General features: G+C 36.8%; 27 protein-coding genes. 15 read left to right on the top strand and 12 right to left on the bottom strand.

Annotated features, from left to right (window positions below; translation table 11 throughout):
- Positions 1-86: 86 nt before the first annotated feature.
- Complete coding sequence (locus H9L23_RS08670; protein ID WP_187594580.1) at positions 87-653, bottom strand: RNA polymerase sigma factor; 567 nt, start codon at positions 651-653, stop codon at positions 87-89.
- A 64-nt stretch (positions 654-717) separates the two neighbouring features.
- Positions 718-1953 (bottom strand): sterol desaturase family protein, encoded by a 1236-nt coding sequence (locus tag H9L23_RS08665; RefSeq protein ID WP_187594579.1) that lies wholly within the window; start codon positions 1951-1953, stop codon positions 718-720.
- Between the two features lie 163 nt (positions 1954-2116).
- Here H9L23_RS08665 and H9L23_RS08660 point away from each other — a divergent pair, with 163 nt between their 5' ends.
- The 4 genes from H9L23_RS08660 (at position 2117) to pgl (ending at position 6713) form a co-directional block, all read left to right on the top strand.
- Positions 2117-2875 carry an ROK family protein gene (locus H9L23_RS08660; RefSeq protein WP_187594578.1) on the top strand — a complete coding sequence of 253 codons (759 nt, stop codon included), beginning with the start codon at positions 2117-2119 and terminating at the stop codon, positions 2873-2875.
- A gap of 86 nt (positions 2876-2961) precedes the next feature.
- Complete coding sequence (gndA, locus tag H9L23_RS08655; protein ID WP_187594577.1) at positions 2962-4377, top strand: NADP-dependent phosphogluconate dehydrogenase; 1416 nt, start codon at positions 2962-2964, stop codon at positions 4375-4377.
- Positions 4378-4406: 29 nt separating this feature from the next.
- The gene (gene zwf / locus H9L23_RS08650) at positions 4407-5921 is read left to right on the top strand and encodes a glucose-6-phosphate dehydrogenase (protein WP_187594576.1); all 1515 of its coding nucleotides are present in this window, start codon (positions 4407-4409) and stop codon (positions 5919-5921) included.
- Between the two features lie 66 nt (positions 5922-5987).
- A complete protein-coding gene (pgl, locus tag H9L23_RS08645; protein WP_187594575.1) occupies positions 5988-6713 on the top strand; it encodes a 6-phosphogluconolactonase in 726 nt (241 codons plus the stop codon).
- Between the two features lie 111 nt (positions 6714-6824).
- Here pgl and H9L23_RS27065 read toward each other — a convergent pair whose 3' ends face one another.
- Positions 6825-6944: a PIN domain-containing protein gene (locus tag H9L23_RS27065; RefSeq protein WP_187594574.1), complete on the bottom strand. Its 120-nt coding sequence runs from the start codon at positions 6942-6944 to the stop codon at positions 6825-6827.
- Between the two features lie 194 nt (positions 6945-7138).
- Positions 7139-7297 (bottom strand): hypothetical protein, encoded by a 159-nt coding sequence (locus H9L23_RS08635; protein WP_187594573.1) that lies wholly within the window; start codon positions 7295-7297, stop codon positions 7139-7141.
- 83 nt (positions 7298-7380) lie between these two features.
- On the opposite strand from H9L23_RS08635, the gene H9L23_RS08630 reads away from it, so the two are divergent.
- Positions 7381-7731 carry a DUF5655 domain-containing protein gene (locus H9L23_RS08630; RefSeq protein WP_187594572.1) on the top strand — a complete coding sequence of 117 codons (351 nt, stop codon included), beginning with the start codon at positions 7381-7383 and terminating at the stop codon, positions 7729-7731.
- A gap of 63 nt (positions 7732-7794) precedes the next feature.
- Here H9L23_RS08630 and H9L23_RS08625 read toward each other — a convergent pair whose 3' ends face one another.
- Complete coding sequence (locus H9L23_RS08625) at positions 7795-9039, bottom strand: ABC transporter permease (RefSeq protein ID WP_187594571.1); 1245 nt, start codon at positions 9037-9039, stop codon at positions 7795-7797.
- A gap of 200 nt (positions 9040-9239) precedes the next feature.
- On the opposite strand from H9L23_RS08625, the gene queA reads away from it, so the two are divergent.
- Positions 9240-10289 (top strand): tRNA preQ1(34) S-adenosylmethionine ribosyltransferase-isomerase QueA, encoded by a 1050-nt coding sequence (gene queA / locus H9L23_RS08620; protein ID WP_187594570.1) that lies wholly within the window; start codon positions 9240-9242, stop codon positions 10287-10289.
- Positions 10290-10363: 74 nt separating this feature from the next.
- Positions 10364-11029, top strand: coding sequence for a 2-C-methyl-D-erythritol 4-phosphate cytidylyltransferase (locus tag H9L23_RS08615; RefSeq protein WP_187594569.1), 666 nt, complete (start codon positions 10364-10366; stop codon positions 11027-11029).
- 94 nt (positions 11030-11123) lie between these two features.
- On the opposite strand, the gene H9L23_RS08610 is transcribed toward H9L23_RS08615, so the two are convergent.
- From H9L23_RS08610 to H9L23_RS08585, 6 genes are all read right to left on the bottom strand, one after another.
- On the bottom strand, positions 11124-11282 hold the full coding sequence (locus tag H9L23_RS08610; protein ID WP_115684169.1) for a lmo0937 family membrane protein: 159 nt from the start codon (positions 11280-11282) through the stop codon (positions 11124-11126).
- Between the two features lie 452 nt (positions 11283-11734).
- Positions 11735-11956: a DUF2795 domain-containing protein gene (locus H9L23_RS08605; protein WP_010603503.1), complete on the bottom strand. Its 222-nt coding sequence runs from the start codon at positions 11954-11956 to the stop codon at positions 11735-11737.
- Positions 11957-12040: 84 nt separating this feature from the next.
- Positions 12041-12589: a cob(I)yrinic acid a,c-diamide adenosyltransferase gene (locus H9L23_RS08600; RefSeq protein ID WP_187594568.1), complete on the bottom strand. Its 549-nt coding sequence runs from the start codon at positions 12587-12589 to the stop codon at positions 12041-12043.
- Between the two features lie 77 nt (positions 12590-12666).
- Positions 12667-13425 (bottom strand): ABC transporter ATP-binding protein, encoded by a 759-nt coding sequence (locus H9L23_RS08595; protein ID WP_187594567.1) that lies wholly within the window; start codon positions 13423-13425, stop codon positions 12667-12669.
- Positions 13426-13516: 91 nt separating this feature from the next.
- A complete protein-coding gene (gene gatC / locus H9L23_RS08590; RefSeq protein WP_187594566.1) occupies positions 13517-13807 on the bottom strand; it encodes an Asp-tRNA(Asn)/Glu-tRNA(Gln) amidotransferase subunit GatC in 291 nt (96 codons plus the stop codon).
- 1 nt (position 13808) lies between these two features.
- The gene (locus H9L23_RS08585; RefSeq protein ID WP_187594565.1) at positions 13809-14534 is read right to left on the bottom strand and encodes a lysophospholipid acyltransferase family protein; all 726 of its coding nucleotides are present in this window, start codon (positions 14532-14534) and stop codon (positions 13809-13811) included.
- 517 nt (positions 14535-15051) lie between these two features.
- Here H9L23_RS08585 and trpS point away from each other — a divergent pair.
- The 4 genes from trpS to kdsB all read left to right on the top strand — a co-directional run bounded on the left by trpS (position 15052) and on the right by kdsB (position 17841).
- Positions 15052-16050, top strand: coding sequence for a tryptophan--tRNA ligase (gene trpS / locus H9L23_RS08580; protein WP_187594564.1), 999 nt, complete (start codon positions 15052-15054; stop codon positions 16048-16050).
- A 125-nt stretch (positions 16051-16175) separates the two neighbouring features.
- Positions 16176-16790: a deoxynucleoside kinase gene (locus tag H9L23_RS08575; RefSeq protein ID WP_025144984.1), complete on the top strand. Its 615-nt coding sequence runs from the start codon at positions 16176-16178 to the stop codon at positions 16788-16790.
- A gap of 62 nt (positions 16791-16852) precedes the next feature.
- Entirely contained in the window at positions 16853-17056 is a 204-nt protein-coding gene (locus H9L23_RS26405; RefSeq protein ID WP_223191062.1) for a DUF5808 domain-containing protein, read from the top strand.
- Positions 17053-17841, top strand: a complete 789-nt coding sequence (gene kdsB / locus H9L23_RS08570; protein WP_187594563.1) for a 3-deoxy-manno-octulosonate cytidylyltransferase — start codon at positions 17053-17055, stop codon at positions 17839-17841. Before H9L23_RS26405 ends, kdsB begins: the two co-directional genes overlap by 4 nt.
- Before the next feature lie 74 nt (positions 17842-17915).
- On the opposite strand, the gene H9L23_RS08565 is transcribed toward kdsB, so the two are convergent.
- Positions 17916-18869: a bifunctional helix-turn-helix transcriptional regulator/GNAT family N-acetyltransferase gene (locus H9L23_RS08565; protein ID WP_187594562.1), complete on the bottom strand. Its 954-nt coding sequence runs from the start codon at positions 18867-18869 to the stop codon at positions 17916-17918.
- Positions 18870-18958: 89 nt separating this feature from the next.
- Here H9L23_RS08565 and H9L23_RS08560 point away from each other — a divergent pair, with 89 nt between their 5' ends.
- The 4 genes from H9L23_RS08560 (at position 18959) to H9L23_RS08545 (ending at position 21155) form a co-directional block, all read left to right on the top strand.
- Positions 18959-19516 (top strand): hypothetical protein, encoded by a 558-nt coding sequence (locus H9L23_RS08560; protein ID WP_187594561.1) that lies wholly within the window; start codon positions 18959-18961, stop codon positions 19514-19516.
- A gap of 40 nt (positions 19517-19556) precedes the next feature.
- Positions 19557-20099, top strand: coding sequence for a hypothetical protein (locus H9L23_RS08555; RefSeq protein WP_187594560.1), 543 nt, complete (start codon positions 19557-19559; stop codon positions 20097-20099).
- A 185-nt stretch (positions 20100-20284) separates the two neighbouring features.
- A complete protein-coding gene (locus tag H9L23_RS08550) occupies positions 20285-20668 on the top strand; it encodes a hypothetical protein (RefSeq protein ID WP_187594559.1) in 384 nt (127 codons plus the stop codon).
- Between the two features lie 16 nt (positions 20669-20684).
- A complete protein-coding gene (locus H9L23_RS08545; RefSeq protein WP_187594558.1) occupies positions 20685-21155 on the top strand; it encodes an HAD domain-containing protein in 471 nt (156 codons plus the stop codon).
- Positions 21156-21161 lie beyond the last annotated feature (6 nt).

Below are 21161 nucleotides of genomic sequence, written 5' to 3'. Positions count from 1 at the left end.
ATGTAAATTATATTTAGATAAATAATCTTTTTAGGACGATTGGAGTTCAATCGTGTGCACTTTGCCGGCAAAAAAAGGAAATAGAATTAGATCTCCGATCGGTCAGTGGTGAGCGATCTGAAATTTTTCACGGCCTGATATAGTAAGGTTTCTACAGTTCTAACCGAAATACCCAATAAATCGGCAATAATATTTTTCTCGAGCATATCAATGCGGCTCATTAAAAGCACTTCCCGTTGCCGATCGGGCAACAGATTAATCAGAGCCATAATTTCAGAATAGGATTCCCTGCTGGTCAGTTGTTCGTGGGGATTTAAATAAGTATCCGGATAATCGAGTGTATCTTCCCGATCGTTAATACTTAAAATATGAAGTTTTACACGTTGAATTTCATTAAAAGCTATATTCTTTGCAGCAGTAAACAGGTATTTTTTGATCGATTTAATCTGAAGTTCGTTTCTTTTGTCCCAGAGTTTCATAAAAAGATCAGCAATAAGCTCTTCAGCCTTGTTGTAATCTTTAATGTAAATAGAAGTAAATTTGCATAAAGCAGGATAGTACCTGTTAAAAAGGGTCTCCAGTGCAAGGCTGTCTTGATTTACCAACAAAGACATTAAATCTTCATCACTTTTGCTTAAATATACATCCTTCATCTTGCCAGCAAAAGTAGCCTGCCAACGTTACGCTAATATTAAGTAAACTTTGCCTTTAAGTTACCTATGTATTAATTGTGTTGGATTGATAGTTAAGAAAGTACTTATTATACAAGCTATTCAATGAAAAATTACGTTCGAGAATAATCAATCCTACAACAGGGAATATTAAAAGTTCGATGATATTAAAACTATAGAAGAAATATCCGAATAATAATATCAACCTGAAACATTCGAGGTAATAGATCCATTTGCGCTGCTCTAACAAAGCACCGATATTGATCAGGGTAACCAGGATAAAGATCAATATGGCAAATTTATGCACAAACGTTAGTGATTCATAAAACATGGTAGTACCTGTTAGCATCGCCACTACCATAATCAACTGAATATTTAAATAGATTTTAAACTTAGGTTTAGGTTTCGCCTCTGTTTGTATTTTATTCTGATAATAACGTTCTTCTAAAATCGGTCTGATATTCTGGTCCATTAAAGCCGGACTACCAAAAACAGCATCCCATTTAGCCTTAAATCCGTTTGCCCGCCGGTAAGCTTCTGCTATCTCCAGATAATAATGGAAATGCTGCCATAAAAAGCTATAACTCTTAATGGGATGTGTTAAACCGTATTTTGGAGCTTCTTCTTCTTTTTGGAAAGTACCGAAGAGTTTATCCCAGAAAACAAAAACATCACCATAATTTTTATCGAGGTATTTTTCATCCGACGCATGGTGGACGCCATGTAAAGATGGGGTAATGAATATATTTTCCAACCAGCCAAGTTTGCCTACCAACTGTGTATGCGTAAAAAAAGAATAAGCACCATGAGCCAAAAGAATGGTAATAATCATATTCGGATGAAAACCGATGAGTGGCAGGATGCACCAGAACACATTACGGAAGATGGCCTGTATGGTAGTAATCCGTGCTGCTGCTGATAAATTAAACTCCTCACTCTGGTGATGCACAATGTGCGCTGCCCATAAAAAATTAATCTCATGCCCTAACCTGTGGTACCAGTACCAAACCAAATCAGTAGAAAGCAATAAAAGTATCCATACGTACCATTTGGTCGAAATGTCAAAAATGGCATAATTGCTATACACCCAATTATAAACCTGGTAAAAACTGGCAGCGATAAATAAATTCAATAACCTCTCGGCAATACCTACACTAAAGTTTGCAACCGTACTCTCGTATTTGAATATTTTCGCTTTTTTTTGATGCTGGGCGATCTTAAACTCAATAAATACAAAAATAAAAAATGCTGGTATCGCAAATGCAAGGTAATTTACCGTCATAACAATTGTGGTCTTTTTTATGTTAACGCAACAAACATAATTATATTCTATTAAATACATAGATTTTATAGATAATATTATTACACATAAATTACTTCCTTATTCATTTAATGTTTGTTGTTTTAATTTATTTGTAGAACTTCGGAATTATAAATACAACATTATGGCTACACAGAAAAAAGCTGAAAACAACAATATATTATCGATCGATATTGGTGGTACCAGTATAAAAACCGTTCTTTTGGATGAAAGCGGAAATATGATTACCGAATATTTAAAAAGCAAAACCCCAGCAGAGGCCACGCCAAAAGATATTGTAACCGGTATTGTAGATTTAATTAAGCCTTTTCCTGATAGTTATAACCGCGTATCAATCGGATTTCCCGGTTATGTTAAAAACGGTATTGTAAAAACTGCCCCTAACCTGGCCAAAAATAAATGGGCTGATGTAGATCTTGCCCAGCGCGTGGCCAACGAGCTTGGTAAACCCGTGCGTTTGGTAAATGATGCCGATCAACAGGGTTTAGGTGTAGTTGAAGGTAAAGGCTTTGAGATTGTTTTTACCGTGGGTACAGGTTTCGGTACAGCTTTATTGTTCGATGGAGAACTGCTTCCGCACCTGGAACTGGCGCATCTACCAATTAATAAAGAAGAAGATTACGATGATTATATCGGAAATAAGGCATTCGAAAAAATTGGTACGGAACGCTGGAACAAGAGGTTAAAAAAGGTAATCGAAATTTATAAAACAGTTTTTAATTACGATACCTTATATATAGGTGGCGGAAATTCGAAACAGATCGATTTTAAGCTGGAAGACAATATTACAATCGTAACCAACAGAGATGGGATTAAAGGTGGCGCCAAGCTTTGGAAACTCGCCGATAAGTACAATATCTTTACGGTTGAGCCCAAAAAATAATTGATCTTTATTACAATCTTTTAACAACAATAGCTGCAATATTAATTTGTAAACCCTAATTTTGGGTGCATTCTAAAAAATAAAAAATGGCAAATAACGAATCAAAAAAATATAAATTGGGAATGATCGGTTTGGGCACTATGGGCCGCAACCTATTGTTAAACATGGCTGATAAGGGCTTCTCTGTAACAGGTTACGATAAAGACCAAAAGATGATCTCGAAGCTTGAAGAAGAAGGCAAAGCGCATCACTTAGAAGGATTTGATGATATTGAAAGCTTTATTTCGAGCTTACAAACGCCACGTACATTAATTTTATTAGTACCTGCCGGACCAATTGTAGATAGTGTTATTGCAGAATTAAAACCACTTTTAAGCAAAGGTGATATCATTATCGATAGTGGCAACTCACACTTTACCGATACCAACCGCCGTGTAGATGAACTGGAAAAAGATGGCCTGCATTTCTTCGGAATGGGTATTTCAGGGGGTGAAGAAGGTGCACGTTTCGGTCCGAGTATGATGCCGGGCGGCGATAAACAAGCTTATAACGTAGTAAAAGATGTTTTCGATGCCGTAGCTGCAAAAGTGGGTACCGATCCATGTGTAACTTACATCGGCCCGGGTGCTTCCGGCCACTTTGTTAAAATGGTACACAACGGTATTGAATATGCCATTATGGAGCTGATTGCCGAAGTATATGGCATTCTTAAAAATGGCTTAGGTTACTCAAACGACGAAATTTATAAAGTATTCAAAAAATGGAATGAAGGCAGGTTGCAATCTTTCTTATTAGAAATCACTGCTGAAATTTTCTTATTTAAAGATACCGAAACACAAAACGATCTTTTAGATCAGATTAAAGACGAAGCCCGTTCAAAAGGCACCGGAAAATGGACATCAGAGGTTTCAATGGAACTTCAGCTGCCAATCCCAACCATTAACGAAGCTGTTTCTAACCGCGATTTATCTAAATTTAAAGCCCTAAGGGTTTCTTTAGAAGAAGCTTTTGGTAAAAAAGATACTAAAATCGAAGTTACGGTTGAAGAACTGGAAGATGCATTTTACTTCTCAATGATCAGTGCTTACGCACAGGGCATGCATTTATTGGTACAAGCCTCTAAAGAATACAAATACGACCTAAAACTACAGGAAATTGCCAAAATCTGGCGTGGAGGTTGTATCATCAGGGCTAAATTCTTAGAAGATATTTACCAGGCTTACGAAAAAAACAATGCTTTAGAGCACTTATTTGGCGATGCTGGTATTCAGAACATCATTAAAGGTACTTTATCTGGTACACGTAAAACCATTGGTGCCTGTATCAGTTCAGGCCTGGGTATTCCTGCTTTTGCATCTACTTTGACCTATTTTGATACCATTACCACTGGCAGAATGCCTTCTAATTTAATTCAGGCACAAAGAGATTTCTTTGGCGCACATACTTTTGAGCGTATTGATAAAGAAGGCGTTTTCCATGCCGATTGGAATAAATTATCATAACCCATTTGATTCACGAACAACAATATAAAATGAAAACCAAAACCGCATTAAACCCTACCATTTTTGTAATATTTGGTGGAACAGGTGATTTGAACAAAAGAAAATTAGCACCTGCCCTATATAATTTATTTATGGAGGGTTACATGCCAGATAAGTTTGCCATTATTGGTACGGGTAGAACGGAATTTACCGATGATAGCTACAAAGCGGCTTTAGAGGATGCCGTTAACCAGTTTAGCCGCAGTGGTAAAGTAAAAAAGGATAAGTGGGAGAATTTTGGAAACACCATCCACTACTGCCCTACTGATTTTGCCCAGCCAAAAACATTCGAAAACCTTAAAGACGCAGTAGAAAAATATCAAAAAGAATATGGTGCTGGTACACAGGTAATTTTCTACCTGGCAGTTGCGCCTAACTTCTTCCCTATTATTGCAGAATGTTTACAGAAATATAAACTTACGCAGGATGAAGATAACAGCCGTATTGTTATTGAGAAACCTTTTGGTCACGATTTAGAGTCGGCAAAAGAATTAAACACTTTATTGGCTACTATTTTTACAGAAAAACAGATTTACCGTATCGATCATTACTTAGGTAAAGAGACCGTTCAGAATATGATGGCTTTCCGTTTTGCAAATGCCCTTTTTGAGCCATTATGGAACAGATCATACATCGATCACGTGCAGATTTCGGTAACCGAGCAGTTAGGTGTTGCCGATCGTGGTGGTTATTACGAAGGTTCTGGTGCATTGAGGGATATGATTCAAAATCACCTGCTACAATTACTTTGCCTTATTGGCATGGAAGCTCCGATTAATTTCGATGCTGATGAGATCAGAAACCGTAAGGTGGAGGTTTTAAAAGCCATGCGTCCTTTTTCTGCCGAAGATATCCGTTTCCACACCGTTCGTGGTCAGTACAGCAAAGGCTGGGTTGAAGGTAAAGAAGTACCGGGTTATCGCCAGGAAAAAGGTGTAGATGCACACTCTAATACCGAAACTTTTGCAGCAGTAAAATTCCATATCGATAACTGGAGATGGCAGGGAATTCCATTCTATTTAAGAACAGGAAAACGCCTAAACCAAACTTCATCGTTAATTACCATTCAGTTCAGGGATGTGCCGCATCAGATTTTCTCATCTGAAGTAACTGAAAACTGGCAACAAAACAGGCTGGTGATCAGTATCCAACCTGAAATGAGCATCCGTATGCAGGTACAGGCTAAAAGACCGGGTTTAGATATGGTTTTAAATCCTGTTGATATGGTTTTCGATTATAAAGGAACCTACGAAGGTGATACCCCAGAGGCTTATGAAACGTTGTTATTGGATGCCATGATGGGCGACCAGACTTTGTTTATGCGTGGCGATCAGGTAGAAGCCGCATGGGAATTGGTAATGCCAATTTTAAATACATGGGAAAGCAAAAAATCAATCAATTTCCCTAACTACCCTGCCGATAGCTGGGGACCGGAAGAGGCCGAAGCATTAATTGCAAGAGACGGTTTCCACTGGTTTAACCTGCCATTGAAGAATAAGGAATAATTATGTTGATGGTTCATGGCCCAATAGTTTTATAGCCATGAACCATCAACTATCAACTAAAATAAAATGAATTTACTCATATACAAAACATTAGAAGAACTTAACCAGGATCTGGCAGATTATGTAATTAAAATTGCAGAAATGTCTATCGAAGAAAACGACCGTTTCAATTTCGTTTTAACTGGCGGTAGTTCTCCTAAAGCACTTTATCATTTCCTGGCAACTGAAGGTCAGCACCGCATTGATTGGGAAAAGGTATATTTTTTCTTTGGCGACGAGCGCAATGTTCCTGCCAATGATGATAACTACAACGGGTTAATGGCTAAAAAAACCATTTTAGATCCATTGGGCATTAAAGAAGACCATATTTTTTATGTAAACACCACTTTAGCGCCTGAAAAAGCCGCGATTGAATACAAAAAAGCCATCGATAAACATTTCAATGGTGAAGATGTTATTTTCGATCTGATCCTTTTAGGCATGGGTGATGATGCACACACCGCTTCCATCTTTCCGCATACTACTCTGGTTAAAGATGAAGAAGTAAACGTGGCTTCGGTTTATGTAGAAAAACTGAACACTTACCGCATTAGTTTTACAGCACCGTTAATCAATAAAGCGGATAACGTAGCATTTTTGGTTTTTGGAGAAAACAAAGCGGAAGCTTTAAAACATGTAATCGGCGATACAGAAAAAAATGTTGACTTATTCCCTTCTCAGTTAATAGATCCAATTGATGGTAAATTAACCTGGTTTGTCGACGATAAAGCAGTTTCTCTTTTAGATTCTTAATTCTAAGGATCATTTTCATTTCAAATGGGTTAATTATCCATTTGAAATGAAAATTTATTCAATATTTATTTTATCAGGTATTGGAAATGGTAATATATCTGAATACTCTAATTATACCTCAATAAGGATACAATCAATTTCTTTGACTCTCGTGAATGTTTTATCGGCAGTAATTATTGGTAATTGTAATAACTGTGCAGTAGCAGCTACAAGAGCATCCGGGATTTTCAAACTATAATCACTTCTTATCTAAACAAGTATTAAGCATTTCTCTGATCAAAAAATCCTCTTCCTTTGAGAGGTCTTTTTTTCCAAGCAACTCTATTTCTGTAATATAACAATAAGCCCATTTACTTTTTAGAAATGGCATTAATGCAGGGTGTCTATTTAAAAAATAAATAAAACAATTGGTATCAACTGCATAGTTAATCCCAATCACTTCTTACTTTTTTCTGGTATTTTAAACCGTCTCCGAAAACACCAGGTAACGCTCCGAAAAAGTCAGCTAATTTAGATTTCTTTGAGCCACTTTTAATTTTTTTCAAAGCATCTTTAATTTCCTTCTCATTTGTTTCCTTATTCACAACAATTACCATTTTATTGAATTTATACTCAAATTTAACTATTATTATTATCTACAATCTTATAGCTAAAGCTAAATATTAATATGGTAAACAATACTGAAGACTTTTTAAACGGAAAAACGGAATATACTTTAGGGTTATTCCGTTTTTTTATTGAGCGATTGGCAGAAATGAGTGAAGTTAATCTTCGCGCTACCAAATCAATGATAGTCATCGAATCCAAAACTCCCTTTGCATACCTCACACAGCTGGGCAAAAACTTTATACATATTGTTATTCCCTTTGATCAGGCTCATGAAGATAATCTTTGCTTCACTAAAATTGCCAAGGTACCCGGTACCAGGCAGTTTAACCACCATTTAAGGATTTATTTCAAAGAAGATATCAACGGGGAAGTAAAAATCTTTTTAAAAATGGCAATAGATCAGTGCTAAGCCACTTTTAAAATTACAGTTTATGATTAATTGTTAACTGAAAATTGCCAGCTGAAAACTGAACTAGCTTCTAATCGCCTCCACCGGATCCAGTCTTGACGCTGAATAAGCTGGCCAAAAACCCGAGATCGTTCCGATAATAATTGATATCCCAATACCCAATGCAATATTGTTCAAACCAAGTATGATATGGAAATCTGTTGCCGCTCCAATGGCTAAAGCGAGCAGAAAGACGAGCAACAAGCCTAGCAATCCACCTAAAATACAAAGCGATATCGATTCGAATATAAACTGTAATAATATAAAATAGTTTTTTGCACCCAATGATTTTTGAATGCCGATAATATTGGTGCGTTCCTTAACCGATACAAACATGATATTGGCAATACTGAAGCCACCAACCAAAATTGAGAATCCACCGATTACCCAGCCTGCAATGTTTACCATTTTAAACATCGAATCCAATTGGTTAGAAATAATGGTCGTTTTATTTAAAGCAAAATCTTCTTCCTGTCCGGGCCTGATTCTGTGAATAGAGCGCATTAAACCTTTCAGCTCACTCTCCACTTCCTCTAAACTCACATTATCTTTACCACGAACGGTAATCTGCGGACCATAACGCTCATTCTGGATATCTAAAACCCCTTTAGCAAAGCTGATCGGGATATTAACGTTTTTATCCAGCGAAGTACCCAACATATCTTCTCCTTCTTTTTTGAACACGCCAACAACGGTTAATCTACGCCCTAAAATTTGCACTTGTTTACCTACAGGTTCATCTCCGTCAAAAAGTCCGGCCGCTACGTCTGATCCTAAAATACATACCGGCGTTCCGTTTTTGCTTTCATTTTCGGTAAAATAGCGACCCTCCTGAAGCTCAAAATTCCATGTTTTATTAAAATCATGTGAGGCCGCCCAAACAGAAATCCCTTCAACAGAACTGCTTCTGTATTTTATAGTCCTATCGCTTGTTGAAATTTCGAAAGTAACACCCTGCGCATTTTCAATACGTTCTCTTAGGGCTTCAAAATCACGGAGTGATGGCTGAGGACGGTTCATGTATTTCCACCAGGGGTAGTTATCGCCGAAGCTCCATGGCCATTTTTGAACGTAAATGGTATTAGAACCCAGTTTATCTACACTTGATTGCAATTTACCACGAAAAGTATCGACTGCAGAGAATACAGCAATGATGGTAAAAATACCGATTGTTATAGCCAAAAGCGATAACATGGTGCGTAATTTATTCTGGCGCAACGCATCAAATGCAAAACGGAAACTCTCGCCTATTAGCCTAAAGATTATCATAATTAGAGGTTAGATGCAAAGCCATTGAAAAGGTTACAGCTTATATTCAAAACTAATTAATTTTATGCGTAGAATATGTTTTAACGAAGTATAATTTGTTTTAAAATGAGGTAAAACATAATATACCTTAAATGCGTTTGATAAAATACGGAAAAGAAAAATTAAATTCGTATTTTTGCACCTCAAAAAATTCATCAAGAATGAAATTATCACAATTCAAATTCAACTTACCAGAATCATTAGTTGCCAATAATCCGGCAGAACAACGCGACGAAGCCCGCCTAATGGTATTGCATAAAGACAGCGGTAAAATTGAACATAAAATTTTCAAAGACGTTTTAGGTTATTTCGATGACAAGGACGTAATGATATTAAATAACACTAAAGTTTTTCCTGCCCGTTTATATGGCAATAAAGAGAAAACCGGTGCTACAATCGAAGTTTTCTTATTGCGTGAATTAAACAAGGAATTGCGTTTATGGGATGTATTGGTAGACCCAGCCCGTAAAATCCGTGTAGGTAACAAATTATATTTTGGCGACGACGATTTATTGGTTGCTGAGGTTGTAGACAATACTACATCACGTGGACGTACCATCCGTTTCTTATTTGAAGGTACCGACGAAGAGTTTAGAAAAAACGTTGAAATTTTAGGTGAAACCCCGCTTCCTAAATATATCAAACGTAAGGCTACTGCTGAGGATAAAGAACGTTATCAAACTATTTTCGCAAAGCATGAAGGTGCTGTAGCTGCTCCAACTGCAGGTTTGCACTTTAGCCGCGAGTTGATGAAACGTTTAGAACTTAAAGGTATAGAGTTTGCGGAAGTAACTTTACACGTAGGTTTGGGAACCTTCAGAACCGTTGAGGTTGAAGATTTAACCAAACATAAAATGGACTCTGAGCAATTCATCATCGAGCCGAAAGATGCAGGCATCGTAAATAAAGCGATAGAGGAGAAAAGAAAAATCTGTGCGGTTGGAACTACATCAATGCGTGCAATAGAGTCTGCTGTTTCTGCTAACAGAACATTAAAAGCTGCAAACGACTGGACAAGCAAATTTATCTTCCCTCCATACGATTTCAGTATTGCAAATTCAATGATTACCAATTTTCACACTCCAGAATCTACTTTATTGATGATGGTAAGTGCATTTGGTGGTTACGAAAACGTAATGAATGCTTACGAAGTTGCAGTAAAAGAAAAATATAAATTTTACAGCTATGGCGATGCCATGCTAATCATATAGATTTGAGTGATGAGATATGAGATTTGAGTTAATCAGGTCTCATATCTTAAATCTATAATCTCATCTCTTGAAATATGAAATACTACGCTATAATTGTAGCAGGCGGTTCTGGAAATCGGATGCAAACAGAAACCCCAAAACAATTTCTACTGCTCAAAAACCTCCCGGTTTTAATGCATACCATTAAAGCTTTTGCGCAAAGCGATACACAACCCAAAATTTTATTGGTACTGAGTAAAGATCAGCAAGGTTATTGGACACGCCTGTGCGAAGAATTTAATTTTCATATTCCACATGAGGTTATTGATGGTGGTAAGGAACGTTTTCATTCGGTTAAAAACGCTATCCGGACCATCGAAGAAGATAGTTTTGTAGCCATACACGATGCCGTTCGTCCACTGGTCTCAAAATCTCTTATCGACAACTGTTTTAAAGCAGCTGAGGCGCATGGAAACGTAATAGCAGCAGTACAATCTAGCGATAGTGTACGTATGCTCAGAAACGAAAAATCATCAGCTTTAAAGCGCGATGAGATCTATCTGGTACAAACCCCGCAAACGTTTAGTGTTAGTGTTCTTAAAGAAGCTTATCATCAGGATTTCGCTGATCATTTTACCGACGATGCAAGTGTGGTAGAATCAATTGGTTATGATATCAATATAATAGAGGGCGAAAGGGGAAATATAAAAATCACCTACCCTATTGATCTTGAGCTTGCAGAACTATTGCTAAAGAACTAAAAAATATAAAGGAGCCTTAATAAAAATTAAAGCTCCTTTTTTTTATCTGTTTTTAGCGATGCCAAATCCGATAAAATGTCCGCCATGATATATTTTATGCGGCCCTGCCAATAACTTTAAGCAGGATTGCAATAACTGCGATTACCAATAAAACGTGGATTATGCTACCAACGTCGCCGAAGCCGTGAAATACAAATCCGATCACCCATAGTATTACCAATACTACTGCTACTAAATACAATAAATTTCCCATAGTGTTAATTTTTTAAGCAATGTTATATAATTGATCTATTAACACCCTTCTTTTAAGTTTTGTTTAAAAAATGTAACTTTTATTTACCAGAGACATTAAAACTACACCTCTAAGATGGATAAGAATAGAGGCTTTACAGATCTGTATATAGCTTTTCACTACATTGATAGATTTTATCAGAAGGGTAATTTTTCCTGCACAGACGAGAATTTTAAAACGCTTGTTACATTCTGATTCCTGATCTGATTACCCAAGAGGGATTTAGAAAATCGGTCATCATTTCGATCCGATAGCTATCAGATGAAGCACAGTACCGAACTTTCGGGAGAGAAATTTTTAAACCATGCTAAAAGATTTCTCCACTGCGGTCGAAATGACGACCTCTCTAGTATAACTAAAAAAGGCAATTTCCTTTTGGGAAATTGCCTTTTCAAATTTTATGCAACTGATAATTAATATTCGTCTTCGTTAAAGAAGAAATCTTCTTTGGTAGGATAATCTGGCCAGATTTCCTCAATCGTTTCGTAAGGCTCGCCATCATCTTCCAGTGCCTGTAAGTTTTCAATTACTTCAACAGGGGCACCAGAACGGATACCGTAATCAATTAATTCGTCTTTAGTTGCAGGCCATGGTGCGTCTTCCAAGTGCGATGCTAATTCTAATGTCCAATACATATCTTCAATTCTATTAAATTCTTATTCTTATTAAGCGCAAAGTATATTAAAATTTTTGAGCAAAACAAACTTATTTTTCCACTATTAAACACGCGGTATCCAAATATTTTCTTCTGCTTTAAAATAGGCGCTCAGTTTTCGTGCCAAAACAAACAAATAATCGCTCAAACGGTTTAAATAAATCGTTATGCGCTCATCTACAAAGCTATTTTCTGCAAGCTCTACTGTCAGTCGTTCTGCCCTTCTGCAAACGCAACGCGCAATGTGACAGTAAGAAACAACAGTGTTTCCGCCTGGCAACACAAAATGTTTTAAGGCGGGTAGTGTTTCGTTCATTAAATCCATCTCGTTTTCCAATAAAGTGATATCGGTTGCGTGCAGATCAGGGATTTTCATTTTAGACTTTTCCGGATCAGCAGCAAGCGATGCACCAATGGTAAATAACCTGTCCTGAATTTCTTTTAGAAGCTGTTGATCATGCGAATCAATACCCTGACACATGATTAAGCCGATGTACGAATTTAATTCGTCGACAGTGCCATAAGTTTCAATACGTAGATGATATTTGGGAACCCGGGTACCTCCTATTAATGAGGTTTGCCCTTTATCGCCGGTTTTAGTATAGATTTTCATGCCGTTATGGTTTAAGGCGAGAGGTTTAAGGTTTAGGGTTTTCAAAGCCTTATGCCCCACACCTTATACCTTTAACCTTAATTAATTTTCTCCCAGTCGCTGCCATTATCTTTTAAGGCCTGCAAACGTGGGGAAACATTTTTAATGTCGGTATTTAAATAATCGTTTTCGATCAATCCATCACGCATCCGTACAATGCGGTGTGCATGCTGTGCAATATCTTCTTCGTGTGTAACCAGAATGATGGTATTTCCTTTACTGTGGATTTCTTCCAGCAAACCCATAATCTCGATCGAAGTTTTGGTATCAAGATTACCGGTAGGCTCATCTGCCAAAATAATTGATGGATTATTAATTAATGCCCTGGCTACCGCTACACGCTGGCGCTGACCACCAGAAAGTTCGTTTGGCTTGTGATCCATACGGTTACCCAGGCCCACATTCTCTAACGCTTTAGCCGCCCTTGCATCTCTGTCTTTTTTGCTTGTACCAGCATAAATTAAAGGTAATGCCACATTATCTAAAGAAGTTGAGCGCGGCAATAAGTTAAAAGTTTGGAAAACGAAGCCAATTTCCTGGTTACGTACTTCTGCAAGCGCATCATCACTCATGTGGCTCACATTTGTACCATTTAAAATATAAGTTCCGCTTGAAGGTGTATCTAAACAACCTAAAATATTCATCAGAGTTGATTTACCAGAACCAGATGGGCCCATCAATGCTACGAATTCACCTTTATTAATATCTAACGAAACTGATTTTAGCGCATGAATAACTTCAGATCCAATAACATATTTACGGCCAATTTCTTTTATAGTGATGAGTGGTTTCTCCATGTTTTTTCTTTTTTAGACAAGCGTAAAGGGCAAGATGTTACAAGCGGATTAAAAATTAAGCACAAATATGAATCTTTGTGGTACTGATCAATTATTTTTCGATAATCTTTGGAACCATAAAAAACTGATCTGTATGTTTTGCAGCGTTTTTAAGTCCATCGGCGGTAGAAATTTCTTGTTTAACCACATCTTCGCGCCATATATTTACCGATTCGTTCATATAAACCAACGGTTTTACATTTGAAGTATCCAGCTCATTTAACTTTTCCATAAAAGACAAAATTTTGTTCATTTCAGGGATCAGCGTATCAACTTCTTTTTCATCAATATGAATTCTAGCCAGGTCGGCTATTTTATGGATGGTTTTTGCGTCTAAATTCATATTATACTAACTTACTGTCAATCAATTTAAAAACCTTTTCTTTTAAACCATCAGCGTCAACATCTGCCAAAACTGAAGTATTTATAGGTTTGTGGACGTAAATATCGCAAATTCCGGGCTTACTTCCATACTTAGCACCATCATCCCAGTTAATTTTCCAAACATTGGTAATACTAACAGGCACCAATAGGATATTTTTATCTATTGCTAAGCGGAATGGACCATTTTTAAACTCGCCCAGTTTAGGCGGATAATGATCATCGATTTTTCCTTCTGGAAAAATAACCAGGCTCATGCCTTTTTCTAAATTCTCGCCAGCTTTTTTAAAGGCTTTAAAGGCAGAAATTTTACTGTCACGGTTAACAGAAATATCAATAGTTTTAAAAAAAATACCCAATACCGGATTATTTAGGAGTTCGTCCTTACCCATAAAATGGAATTTACCATGCCCCATGATGCAGAAAATCATGATATCTAAATTAGAGGTATGGTTGGCGCAATAAATATAAGTTTGTTTAGGATTAAGTTTTTCTTCGTAATGGTAGCGAAAAAAAACACCAGAAAACAGGCTGCATAAAAAGCTATTGGCTTTACGGCAAAAGTTTAAAATACCGTAATATTTTTCATTACGTGAAGTAATGTAGTAAAAGGGATAAAAGAGGGCGAAAAAAAACAGTATCCAGAATAAAAACCAAACCCGGTGTACCTGCCTTAGAAAGTGGATCATAGATGTATCAAAAATATAAAATTGTTTGATATTTCAAACTAAGGATTAATATTGTAGAGAGGAACAGCAGGAAAACCTAACATGCAGATCTCTTCACTGCGCTGAGCTTTGGTTAATATGACGACCGCGGGGTGAATGCTCTAAATTAGATTAGGCTCCAGGGTTAAATGGTTCCACCCTTGCATAAACCTTTGTTTATAAACCTTATTAAAGTGTAAAGCCCGCAATCCCGATTTTTCATCGGGAGAGGACTTGTAACGGAAAGAAGGACCGATACCTCCGATGAAATGCTGGCTTTCATTTTCAAATACTTAAAAATATTGTTTTGAGGACGGTGTGACATTGGCTTCCGGAAAAAATTTCTACAGATAGATCTATCCGCTGCATTGCACTCCGGTCGAGAGGACGATCGCATAATAGGCGATCAGGCTGAGATAACGATCGGTTAAAAATTCTTACCATGAAAATTAAGGTGATTTGCGGATTGCTTGTATTTTATTTTTAATTTCGTGCCATTATGAAAGAAACAGTGGTGAGCGGCATCCGCTCAACAGGAAAATTACATTTAGGCAATTACTATGGCGCGGTTAAAAACTTCGTGCAAATGCAGAACGATTACAATTGCTATTTTTTTATTGCCGATTTACATTCTTTAACAACGCACCCTACCCCAGCCGATTTACATGGCAATATTAAACATGTTTTGGTTGAATATTTGGCGAGTGGGATTGATCCGGAGAACAGTACCATTTATATACAAAGTGATGTTCCGGAAATTGCGGAACTTTATTTATACCTGAACATGAACGCTTATATGGGCGAGCTTGAACGCAGTACCTCTTTTAAAGACAAAGTGCGTGCAAACCCTGATAATGTTAATGCGGGTTTATTAACCTACCCGGTGTTAATGGCGGCTGATATTTTAATCCATAAGGCGACTAAAGTACCTGTTGGAAAAGACCAGGAACAGCATCTGGAAATGGCCCGTACCTTCGGAAACCGTTTTAACAGGTTATACAATACCGAATATTTCCCTGAGCCTTATGCCTTTAGCTACTCTGATAAACTGGTAAAAGTACCTGGTTTAGATGGTAAAGGTAAAATGGGTAAATCAGAAGGAGAAGCTAACGCGGTTTATTTATCAGATGATCCTGAAACGATCCGCAAGAAAGTAATGAGAGCAGTGAGTGATGGCGGTCCGACAGAGGAAAATCAGCCAAAACCAGAACCGATCCAGAATCTTTTCGATTTAATGAAGGTAGTTTCGAGTGTTGATACGCATGCGCATTTTGAAGATTTGTACAATAAAATGCAGATCCGTTACGGCGATTTTAAAAAACAACTGGCAGAAGATATGATTATTGCTACAGCACCAATGCGTGAGCGTATTCAGGATATTGCCAAAGATGATTCTTATTTAAGACAGGTTGCTAAACATGGCGCATTAAAAGCCCGTGAAAGTGCACAAAAAACCATCAGAGAAGTTCGCAGTTTAATCGGGTTTAAAAGTTTTTAATAATTTTAATAGATTTGAGAAGCTGGATTTGAGATATGAGACATTAGATTTGAGATAGATTAATTCTTTCAAATCACAGATCTTACATCTCACATCACATATCTCATATCTCCAATCTAAAGAAGATGCACATAGCAATTGTAGGAAATATTGGTGCCGGTAAAACCACTTTAACAGGTTTACTGGCCAAGAATTATGGATGGGAAGCTTTATACGAAGCAGTGGATAATAACCCATATCTGGAAGATTTTTATAGCGACATGAAACGCTGGAGCTTTAATCTTCAGATTTATTTCCTAAACAGCCGTTTTCAGCAGATTACGGATATTGAGGTGAATAAACGTAACGTAATCCAGGATAGGACCATTTATGAGGATGCGCATATTTTTGCCGAAAACCTGCACGATATGGCCTTAATGACCACCCGGGATCATGATAACTATCGTGCTATTTTTGACAACATTACATCATTTATCAAGCCACCTGATTTATTGGTTTATTTACGTGCTTCGGTACCCACTTTGGTCAATAATATCCAGCGCCGCGGCCGTGAATACGAAGCAGGCATCCGTATCGACTACCTTTCTAAACTGAACGAAAAATACGAAGCCTGGATAAAAGGTTATAACCTGGGTAAATTATTAATTTTAGATAAAGATAAGCTAGATTTTACCAATAATCCTGAAGATTTAGGGACTGTAATCCAATCGATTGAGGCTGAGATTAACGGACTATTTTAGCCCCCATCCCTTAAAGGGGAGTTGAATCATAATAAATGCTTTAAATATTTAATGCGATAAATATGGAAAAAGATTTCGAGCACGACAAACCAGAAAACTGGAAATGGGGCACTTTTTATTTTAATAAAAAGGACTCCAGATTAATTGTCCCTAAGCGCATAAAATTGCTGGGCTGGACATTTAACTTTGCGCATCCTATATCTTACATCGTTATCGCGATGATCTTCCTGTTTGTTTTTTATCAATTTTACAAACATAATATATGATCGATAAAAACCTGAAGTCGCCACTTGGGGATTTAGCGGTTATTGGAATTATCCCCGCACGGCACGCTTCTACCCGCTTCCCTGGTAAACCTTTGGTAGATATTGCCGGAAAGAGCATGATCCAGAGGGTTTATGAGCAAGCATCGAAAGCAAAAAGTTTATCAAAAGTGGTTGTGGCTACAGATGATGTGCGCATTGCGGACGAAGTAAAAAGGTTTGGTGGTGAGTTTATCTTCACCTCTTCCGATCATCAGAGCGGAACCGATAGATGTGCCGAAGTAATTGAAGCGTTGCCAGGGTTTGATATTGTAATCAATATTCAGGGCGACGAACCTTTTATCGAACCTGCACAGATTGAGTTATTGGCCAGTTGTTTTACAGAAGAAAAGGTTCAGTTGGCTACTTTGATCAAATCTATCCATAATCAGGAAAGTGTATACAATCCAAATAGCCCTAAGGTTGTGATCGATGTAAACGGTCGCGCCATGTATTTCAGCCGTAGTCCGATTCCTTTTATCCGAAACGGAGAACCGGGCGTATGGGCCGAAAAACACCAGTTTTACAAACACATTGGTATTTACGGATACCGCACCGAATCGTTAAAAGCCATTACCAAACTTCCACCATCCTCTTTAGAAATTGCCGAAAGTTTGGAACAGCTGCGCTGGATTGAAAATGGTTTTTATATCCAAACCAAAGTTACCGACCTGGAAACGGTTGCTATTGATACCCCTGAAGATTTATTGAAGTTAAATAATCTATTGGAGAAGTTGAAACTGGAATAAAGTTCATTTGTGGTTAATCGGTTAACTGTTTAAAGCGGTTAATCGACTAGAGACTCCAGACTGCTGACTTTGGACTATTTAACGACCAGTTCCATCTGAATATTACATCTCGTATAAGGAGTAGGTTTACCTGCTACTTTTTGAAAACCTAATTTATGGTAAAGATTGATGGCGGGTTTTAAAATCGTATTGCTCTCCAGGTATATTTTCGAAGCGCCCAACGACTTTGCTTTTTCAACAACTGCATTGGCTAATAAAAAACCAACATTTTTACCCTGTGCCTTTGGAGATACGGCCATTTTGGCAAGTTCGAAATCATATTCGCCATCGTTCATTTTAATCAATGCACAAACACCCAATGGTTCCCCCTCATATAAAGCAACCAGTATATAACCGCCTTTATCTAAAATATAACCTTGTGGATTATCCAGCGCTTTATAATCAGATTCTTCCATGGTAAAATAATGCGAAATCCATTCTACATTTAATATCCTAAATGCTTCCTGGTACTCAGGTTTGTAATCAACAATCTGCACCTTTAAACTATCCCTTTCCTTTTTCTTTTCCATCACCCTTCTTAATAAAGTTTTCTGCTCCAATAAAAATTCCCACTCGCCTATTGCTTCCCAAAGTTTGTTCTGCGATTGAGCTGATATTTCTTCAACAGCTGCGTTAACATCGATCAGCTGATCTTCTATCTCTTTAGAAATCGCTATTCCATTTTTAGAAAGGCTTACCAGGTTCCGCCTGCCGTCAGTTTTATCTTTGCTTTCTTTTACATAACCTTTTTTCAGCATTTCGCTGATAATTTTACTCACTGAAGGATGAGAATGCCCTATATCTTTAGCGAGTTCAGTAATAGTCTTCTCTTCCCCTTGCGCAAGTGAATAAAAAACCGGAAACCATTTTGGCTGCATATCAATATTATAGAGCTTATAAATTTGAGCTGCATCTTCTGTAACCTTATCGGTTAACATCCTCAATCTGCTTCCAATAGCTACCTTACCTGTCTGTTCGAAAAAATTCATAACAATAATTAATTACGTAATCAGTTACGCAAATATAAGAAAAAAAATATTATGGTTATATGTCGGGTAAAATATTTAATTTAATCAAAATGAAAAAAATCATCTATATGCTCTCTTTTATCTTACTGGCAACGGTTATCCGTGCTCAAGAGCCAGTAGGATTTGAAGTTAAAAGCAACCTGCTTAACTTAGTTGCAAAACGTCCCTCTTTCTCTATCGAAAAAACTTTTTCTAATAAATATGGCATTGAACTTTCATATACATCGGGAGAGCTTAATATTGGAAGGTATTATAAATATGATGGTTTTTTATTAAGGGCAAAAAAATATTCTGACGAAATTACCCCAGGCGACCTCATCCCCTTTTATGGTTTATATGTTGGCAACTTAAATAAAACGATCAATAGGGATGGATATATGGATCGTACAGGTTTTATCAGTATTGCGAGCCGGAATTTTACGGCAAATTCTATACGTGCCGGCGGAAACATCGGCTTTTTGTTTATTCCCAAAAAACGTTTTTTATTAGAAACCACAGGAGCTTTAGGTTACGGGCGGTATTTTAACGTAACTAATTATGCTTCTAATCCTAATCCAAAAGGTTACCTCGATTTTCAATTTTGGCTTTCGATAGGCTATATTTTTTAAATTTGAAGAGTTGTTTAAATTAGAATTTGTAGTTTTGATTATGAAGAAATTATTACTTTTCGTTGCCTTTGGTGTTATTTTATTGGCTGCCTGCAAATCCGGTGGAGAAAAGAAAGCTGGTGCCATTGAGTTTAAAAATGTAAATCAAACTATAGCCAAATCTTTTTCGGATTTAAAAAAATCAGATACTTTTAAAATTGAACTCACCGGAAGGAAACCTGAAGAAATGGTATTGAATTTTACTATAAAAAATGCGGAGGGAAAAGAGATTTATAATGCTAAAATCAAGGGAACCGAACTGGTGAGCAATACCGACCCCAATGTAGACCTATCAAAAGAGAAAGACCAGGTTATTTTCTTAAAAACCATTGCAGACGACTTTTTCAGCGACGATAATTTTCTTGAACCTGCAGTAATGCCTGACGATAAGGCTGATAAATACACACCAGATAAAGCACTTTACGAAGAGCTAAAAAAATCAGGATTAAATGGCTTTAAATACCGTTTGGGTAAAGAAAATAACATTTACATTGCCTGGAGCGAAAAGGAGCAGAAGGTGAAGATTTATTATAATTGCTGTTAAGCCATCTTCCTAATCATAAAATTAATTACTATATTTATTCGAAAGCATAACAATATATCGTTGCGCTAAAATCCATTCCTTTTTTCTGTTTAGTTAGATAATGTTTTGTCCATAAACTAAACATCGTATTTTGATGCTAATTAAGCACTAGAATAACATCCCATGAAAAATATAAAAAAAATAATATGGGAGATATTAGTCGCGAAATTATTTCTGAAAATTTAAAGTCAAAAAAGATTGACTTACTTTCAACGCATACCAAACTTTCTATACCGGTAATTAATCGGATGTATAGAAAGATGATTAAAGGAATTAAATTTGATGATATTAAAGTATGTGATAACTTTATAATAGATGGTCACCATCGTTATATTAGTTCAATATTAGCAGATATTAATCTGGGCAGGATACCATCATGTAAAACCAGCGCTACAAATGTATGTGAATGGCACAAAGTAGAATTTGTTGCTGAAGAGTGGGACACTAAGTTAAAGATCAAGAGAATGAATGAGTTAGATGCAAAGTTTAATAATATATCGTTAGAAAAAATATTCGAATTGATAAAATAAAACGTAAATTCGTATTATGTTTTTATTATTAGACATAGACGGCGTAATGGTACCTGCTAACTCCTGGAGAAAACCAGAGATTTTAGCAGATGGCTTTGTCGAGTTTAATCCTAAAGCAGTTAAAGCACTAAATAAAATTCTTCATCATCATAATTTTGAAATTGTTCTTACCACTTCGCACAAGTTTAAGTACAGTTTAAATCAATGGCTCGATATTTTTAAAACTAGAAATATCAGTTTAAGCAAAATTGACCGCCTCCCAGATAACACCGATCTAGTAAATAGAAAGAGTGAGATTTTAAACTGGTTTAATTCACATTTTAATAATGAAGATTTCATTATCCTTGACGACGATAAATCGCTTAATGATTTGCCTCAATCTTTAAAACAACGACTGATCCAAACCAGTGCATCAGTTGGTTTAACGGATTATTTGGCAGATGAGGTACTCGAACTGGCTGAAAAAAGTCAAAGCGAATTTGCTTAAGGAATC

The organism is Pedobacter roseus, from assembly GCF_014395225.1.
GTDB lineage: Bacteria > Bacteroidota > Bacteroidia > Sphingobacteriales > Sphingobacteriaceae > Pedobacter > Pedobacter roseus.
This window is presented reverse-complemented; position numbering and strand designations above follow the sequence as displayed.

Coding starts and splice junctions, on each gene's coding strand:
- gndA (WP_187594577.1), top strand. CDS start 2,962: ATGGCAAATAACGAATCAAAAAAATATAAATTGGGAATGATCGGTTTG.
- H9L23_RS08565 (WP_187594562.1), bottom strand. CDS start 18,869: ATGAATTTTTTCGAACAGACAGGTAAGGTAGCTATTGGAAGCAGATTG.
- H9L23_RS08615 (WP_187594569.1), top strand. CDS start 10,364: ATGAAATACTACGCTATAATTGTAGCAGGCGGTTCTGGAAATCGGATG.
- trpS (WP_187594564.1), top strand. CDS start 15,052: ATGAAAGAAACAGTGGTGAGCGGCATCCGCTCAACAGGAAAATTACAT.
- H9L23_RS08550 (WP_187594559.1), top strand. CDS start 20,285: ATGGGAGATATTAGTCGCGAAATTATTTCTGAAAATTTAAAGTCAAAA.
- H9L23_RS08595 (WP_187594567.1), bottom strand. CDS start 13,425: ATGGAGAAACCACTCATCACTATAAAAGAAATTGGCCGTAAATATGTT.
- zwf (WP_187594576.1), top strand. CDS start 4,407: ATGAAAACCAAAACCGCATTAAACCCTACCATTTTTGTAATATTTGGT.
- pgl (WP_187594575.1), top strand. CDS start 5,988: ATGAATTTACTCATATACAAAACATTAGAAGAACTTAACCAGGATCTG.
- H9L23_RS08600 (WP_187594568.1), bottom strand. CDS start 12,589: ATGAAAATCTATACTAAAACCGGCGATAAAGGGCAAACCTCATTAATA.
- H9L23_RS08610 (WP_115684169.1), bottom strand. CDS start 11,282: ATGGGAAATTTATTGTATTTAGTAGCAGTAGTATTGGTAATACTATGG.
- H9L23_RS08585 (WP_187594565.1), bottom strand. CDS start 14,534: ATGATCCACTTTCTAAGGCAGGTACACCGGGTTTGGTTTTTATTCTGG.
- gatC (WP_187594566.1), bottom strand. CDS start 13,807: ATGAATTTAGACGCAAAAACCATCCATAAAATAGCCGACCTGGCTAGA.
- kdsB (WP_187594563.1), top strand. CDS start 17,053: ATGATCGATAAAAACCTGAAGTCGCCACTTGGGGATTTAGCGGTTATT.
- H9L23_RS08660 (WP_187594578.1), top strand. CDS start 2,117: ATGGCTACACAGAAAAAAGCTGAAAACAACAATATATTATCGATCGAT.
- H9L23_RS26405 (WP_223191062.1), top strand. CDS start 16,853: ATGGAAAAAGATTTCGAGCACGACAAACCAGAAAACTGGAAATGGGGC.
- H9L23_RS08545 (WP_187594558.1), top strand. CDS start 20,685: ATGTTTTTATTATTAGACATAGACGGCGTAATGGTACCTGCTAACTCC.
- H9L23_RS08605 (WP_010603503.1), bottom strand. CDS start 11,956: ATGTATTGGACATTAGAATTAGCATCGCACTTGGAAGACGCACCATGG.
- H9L23_RS08665 (WP_187594579.1), bottom strand. CDS start 1,953: ATGACGGTAAATTACCTTGCATTTGCGATACCAGCATTTTTTATTTTT.
- H9L23_RS08670 (WP_187594580.1), bottom strand. CDS start 653: ATGAAGGATGTATATTTAAGCAAAAGTGATGAAGATTTAATGTCTTTG.
- H9L23_RS08630 (WP_187594572.1), top strand. CDS start 7,381: ATGGTAAACAATACTGAAGACTTTTTAAACGGAAAAACGGAATATACT.
- H9L23_RS08555 (WP_187594560.1), top strand. CDS start 19,557: ATGAAGAAATTATTACTTTTCGTTGCCTTTGGTGTTATTTTATTGGCT.
- H9L23_RS08575 (WP_025144984.1), top strand. CDS start 16,176: ATGCACATAGCAATTGTAGGAAATATTGGTGCCGGTAAAACCACTTTA.
- H9L23_RS08560 (WP_187594561.1), top strand. CDS start 18,959: ATGAAAAAAATCATCTATATGCTCTCTTTTATCTTACTGGCAACGGTT.
- queA (WP_187594570.1), top strand. CDS start 9,240: ATGAAATTATCACAATTCAAATTCAACTTACCAGAATCATTAGTTGCC.
- H9L23_RS08625 (WP_187594571.1), bottom strand. CDS start 9,039: ATGATAATCTTTAGGCTAATAGGCGAGAGTTTCCGTTTTGCATTTGAT.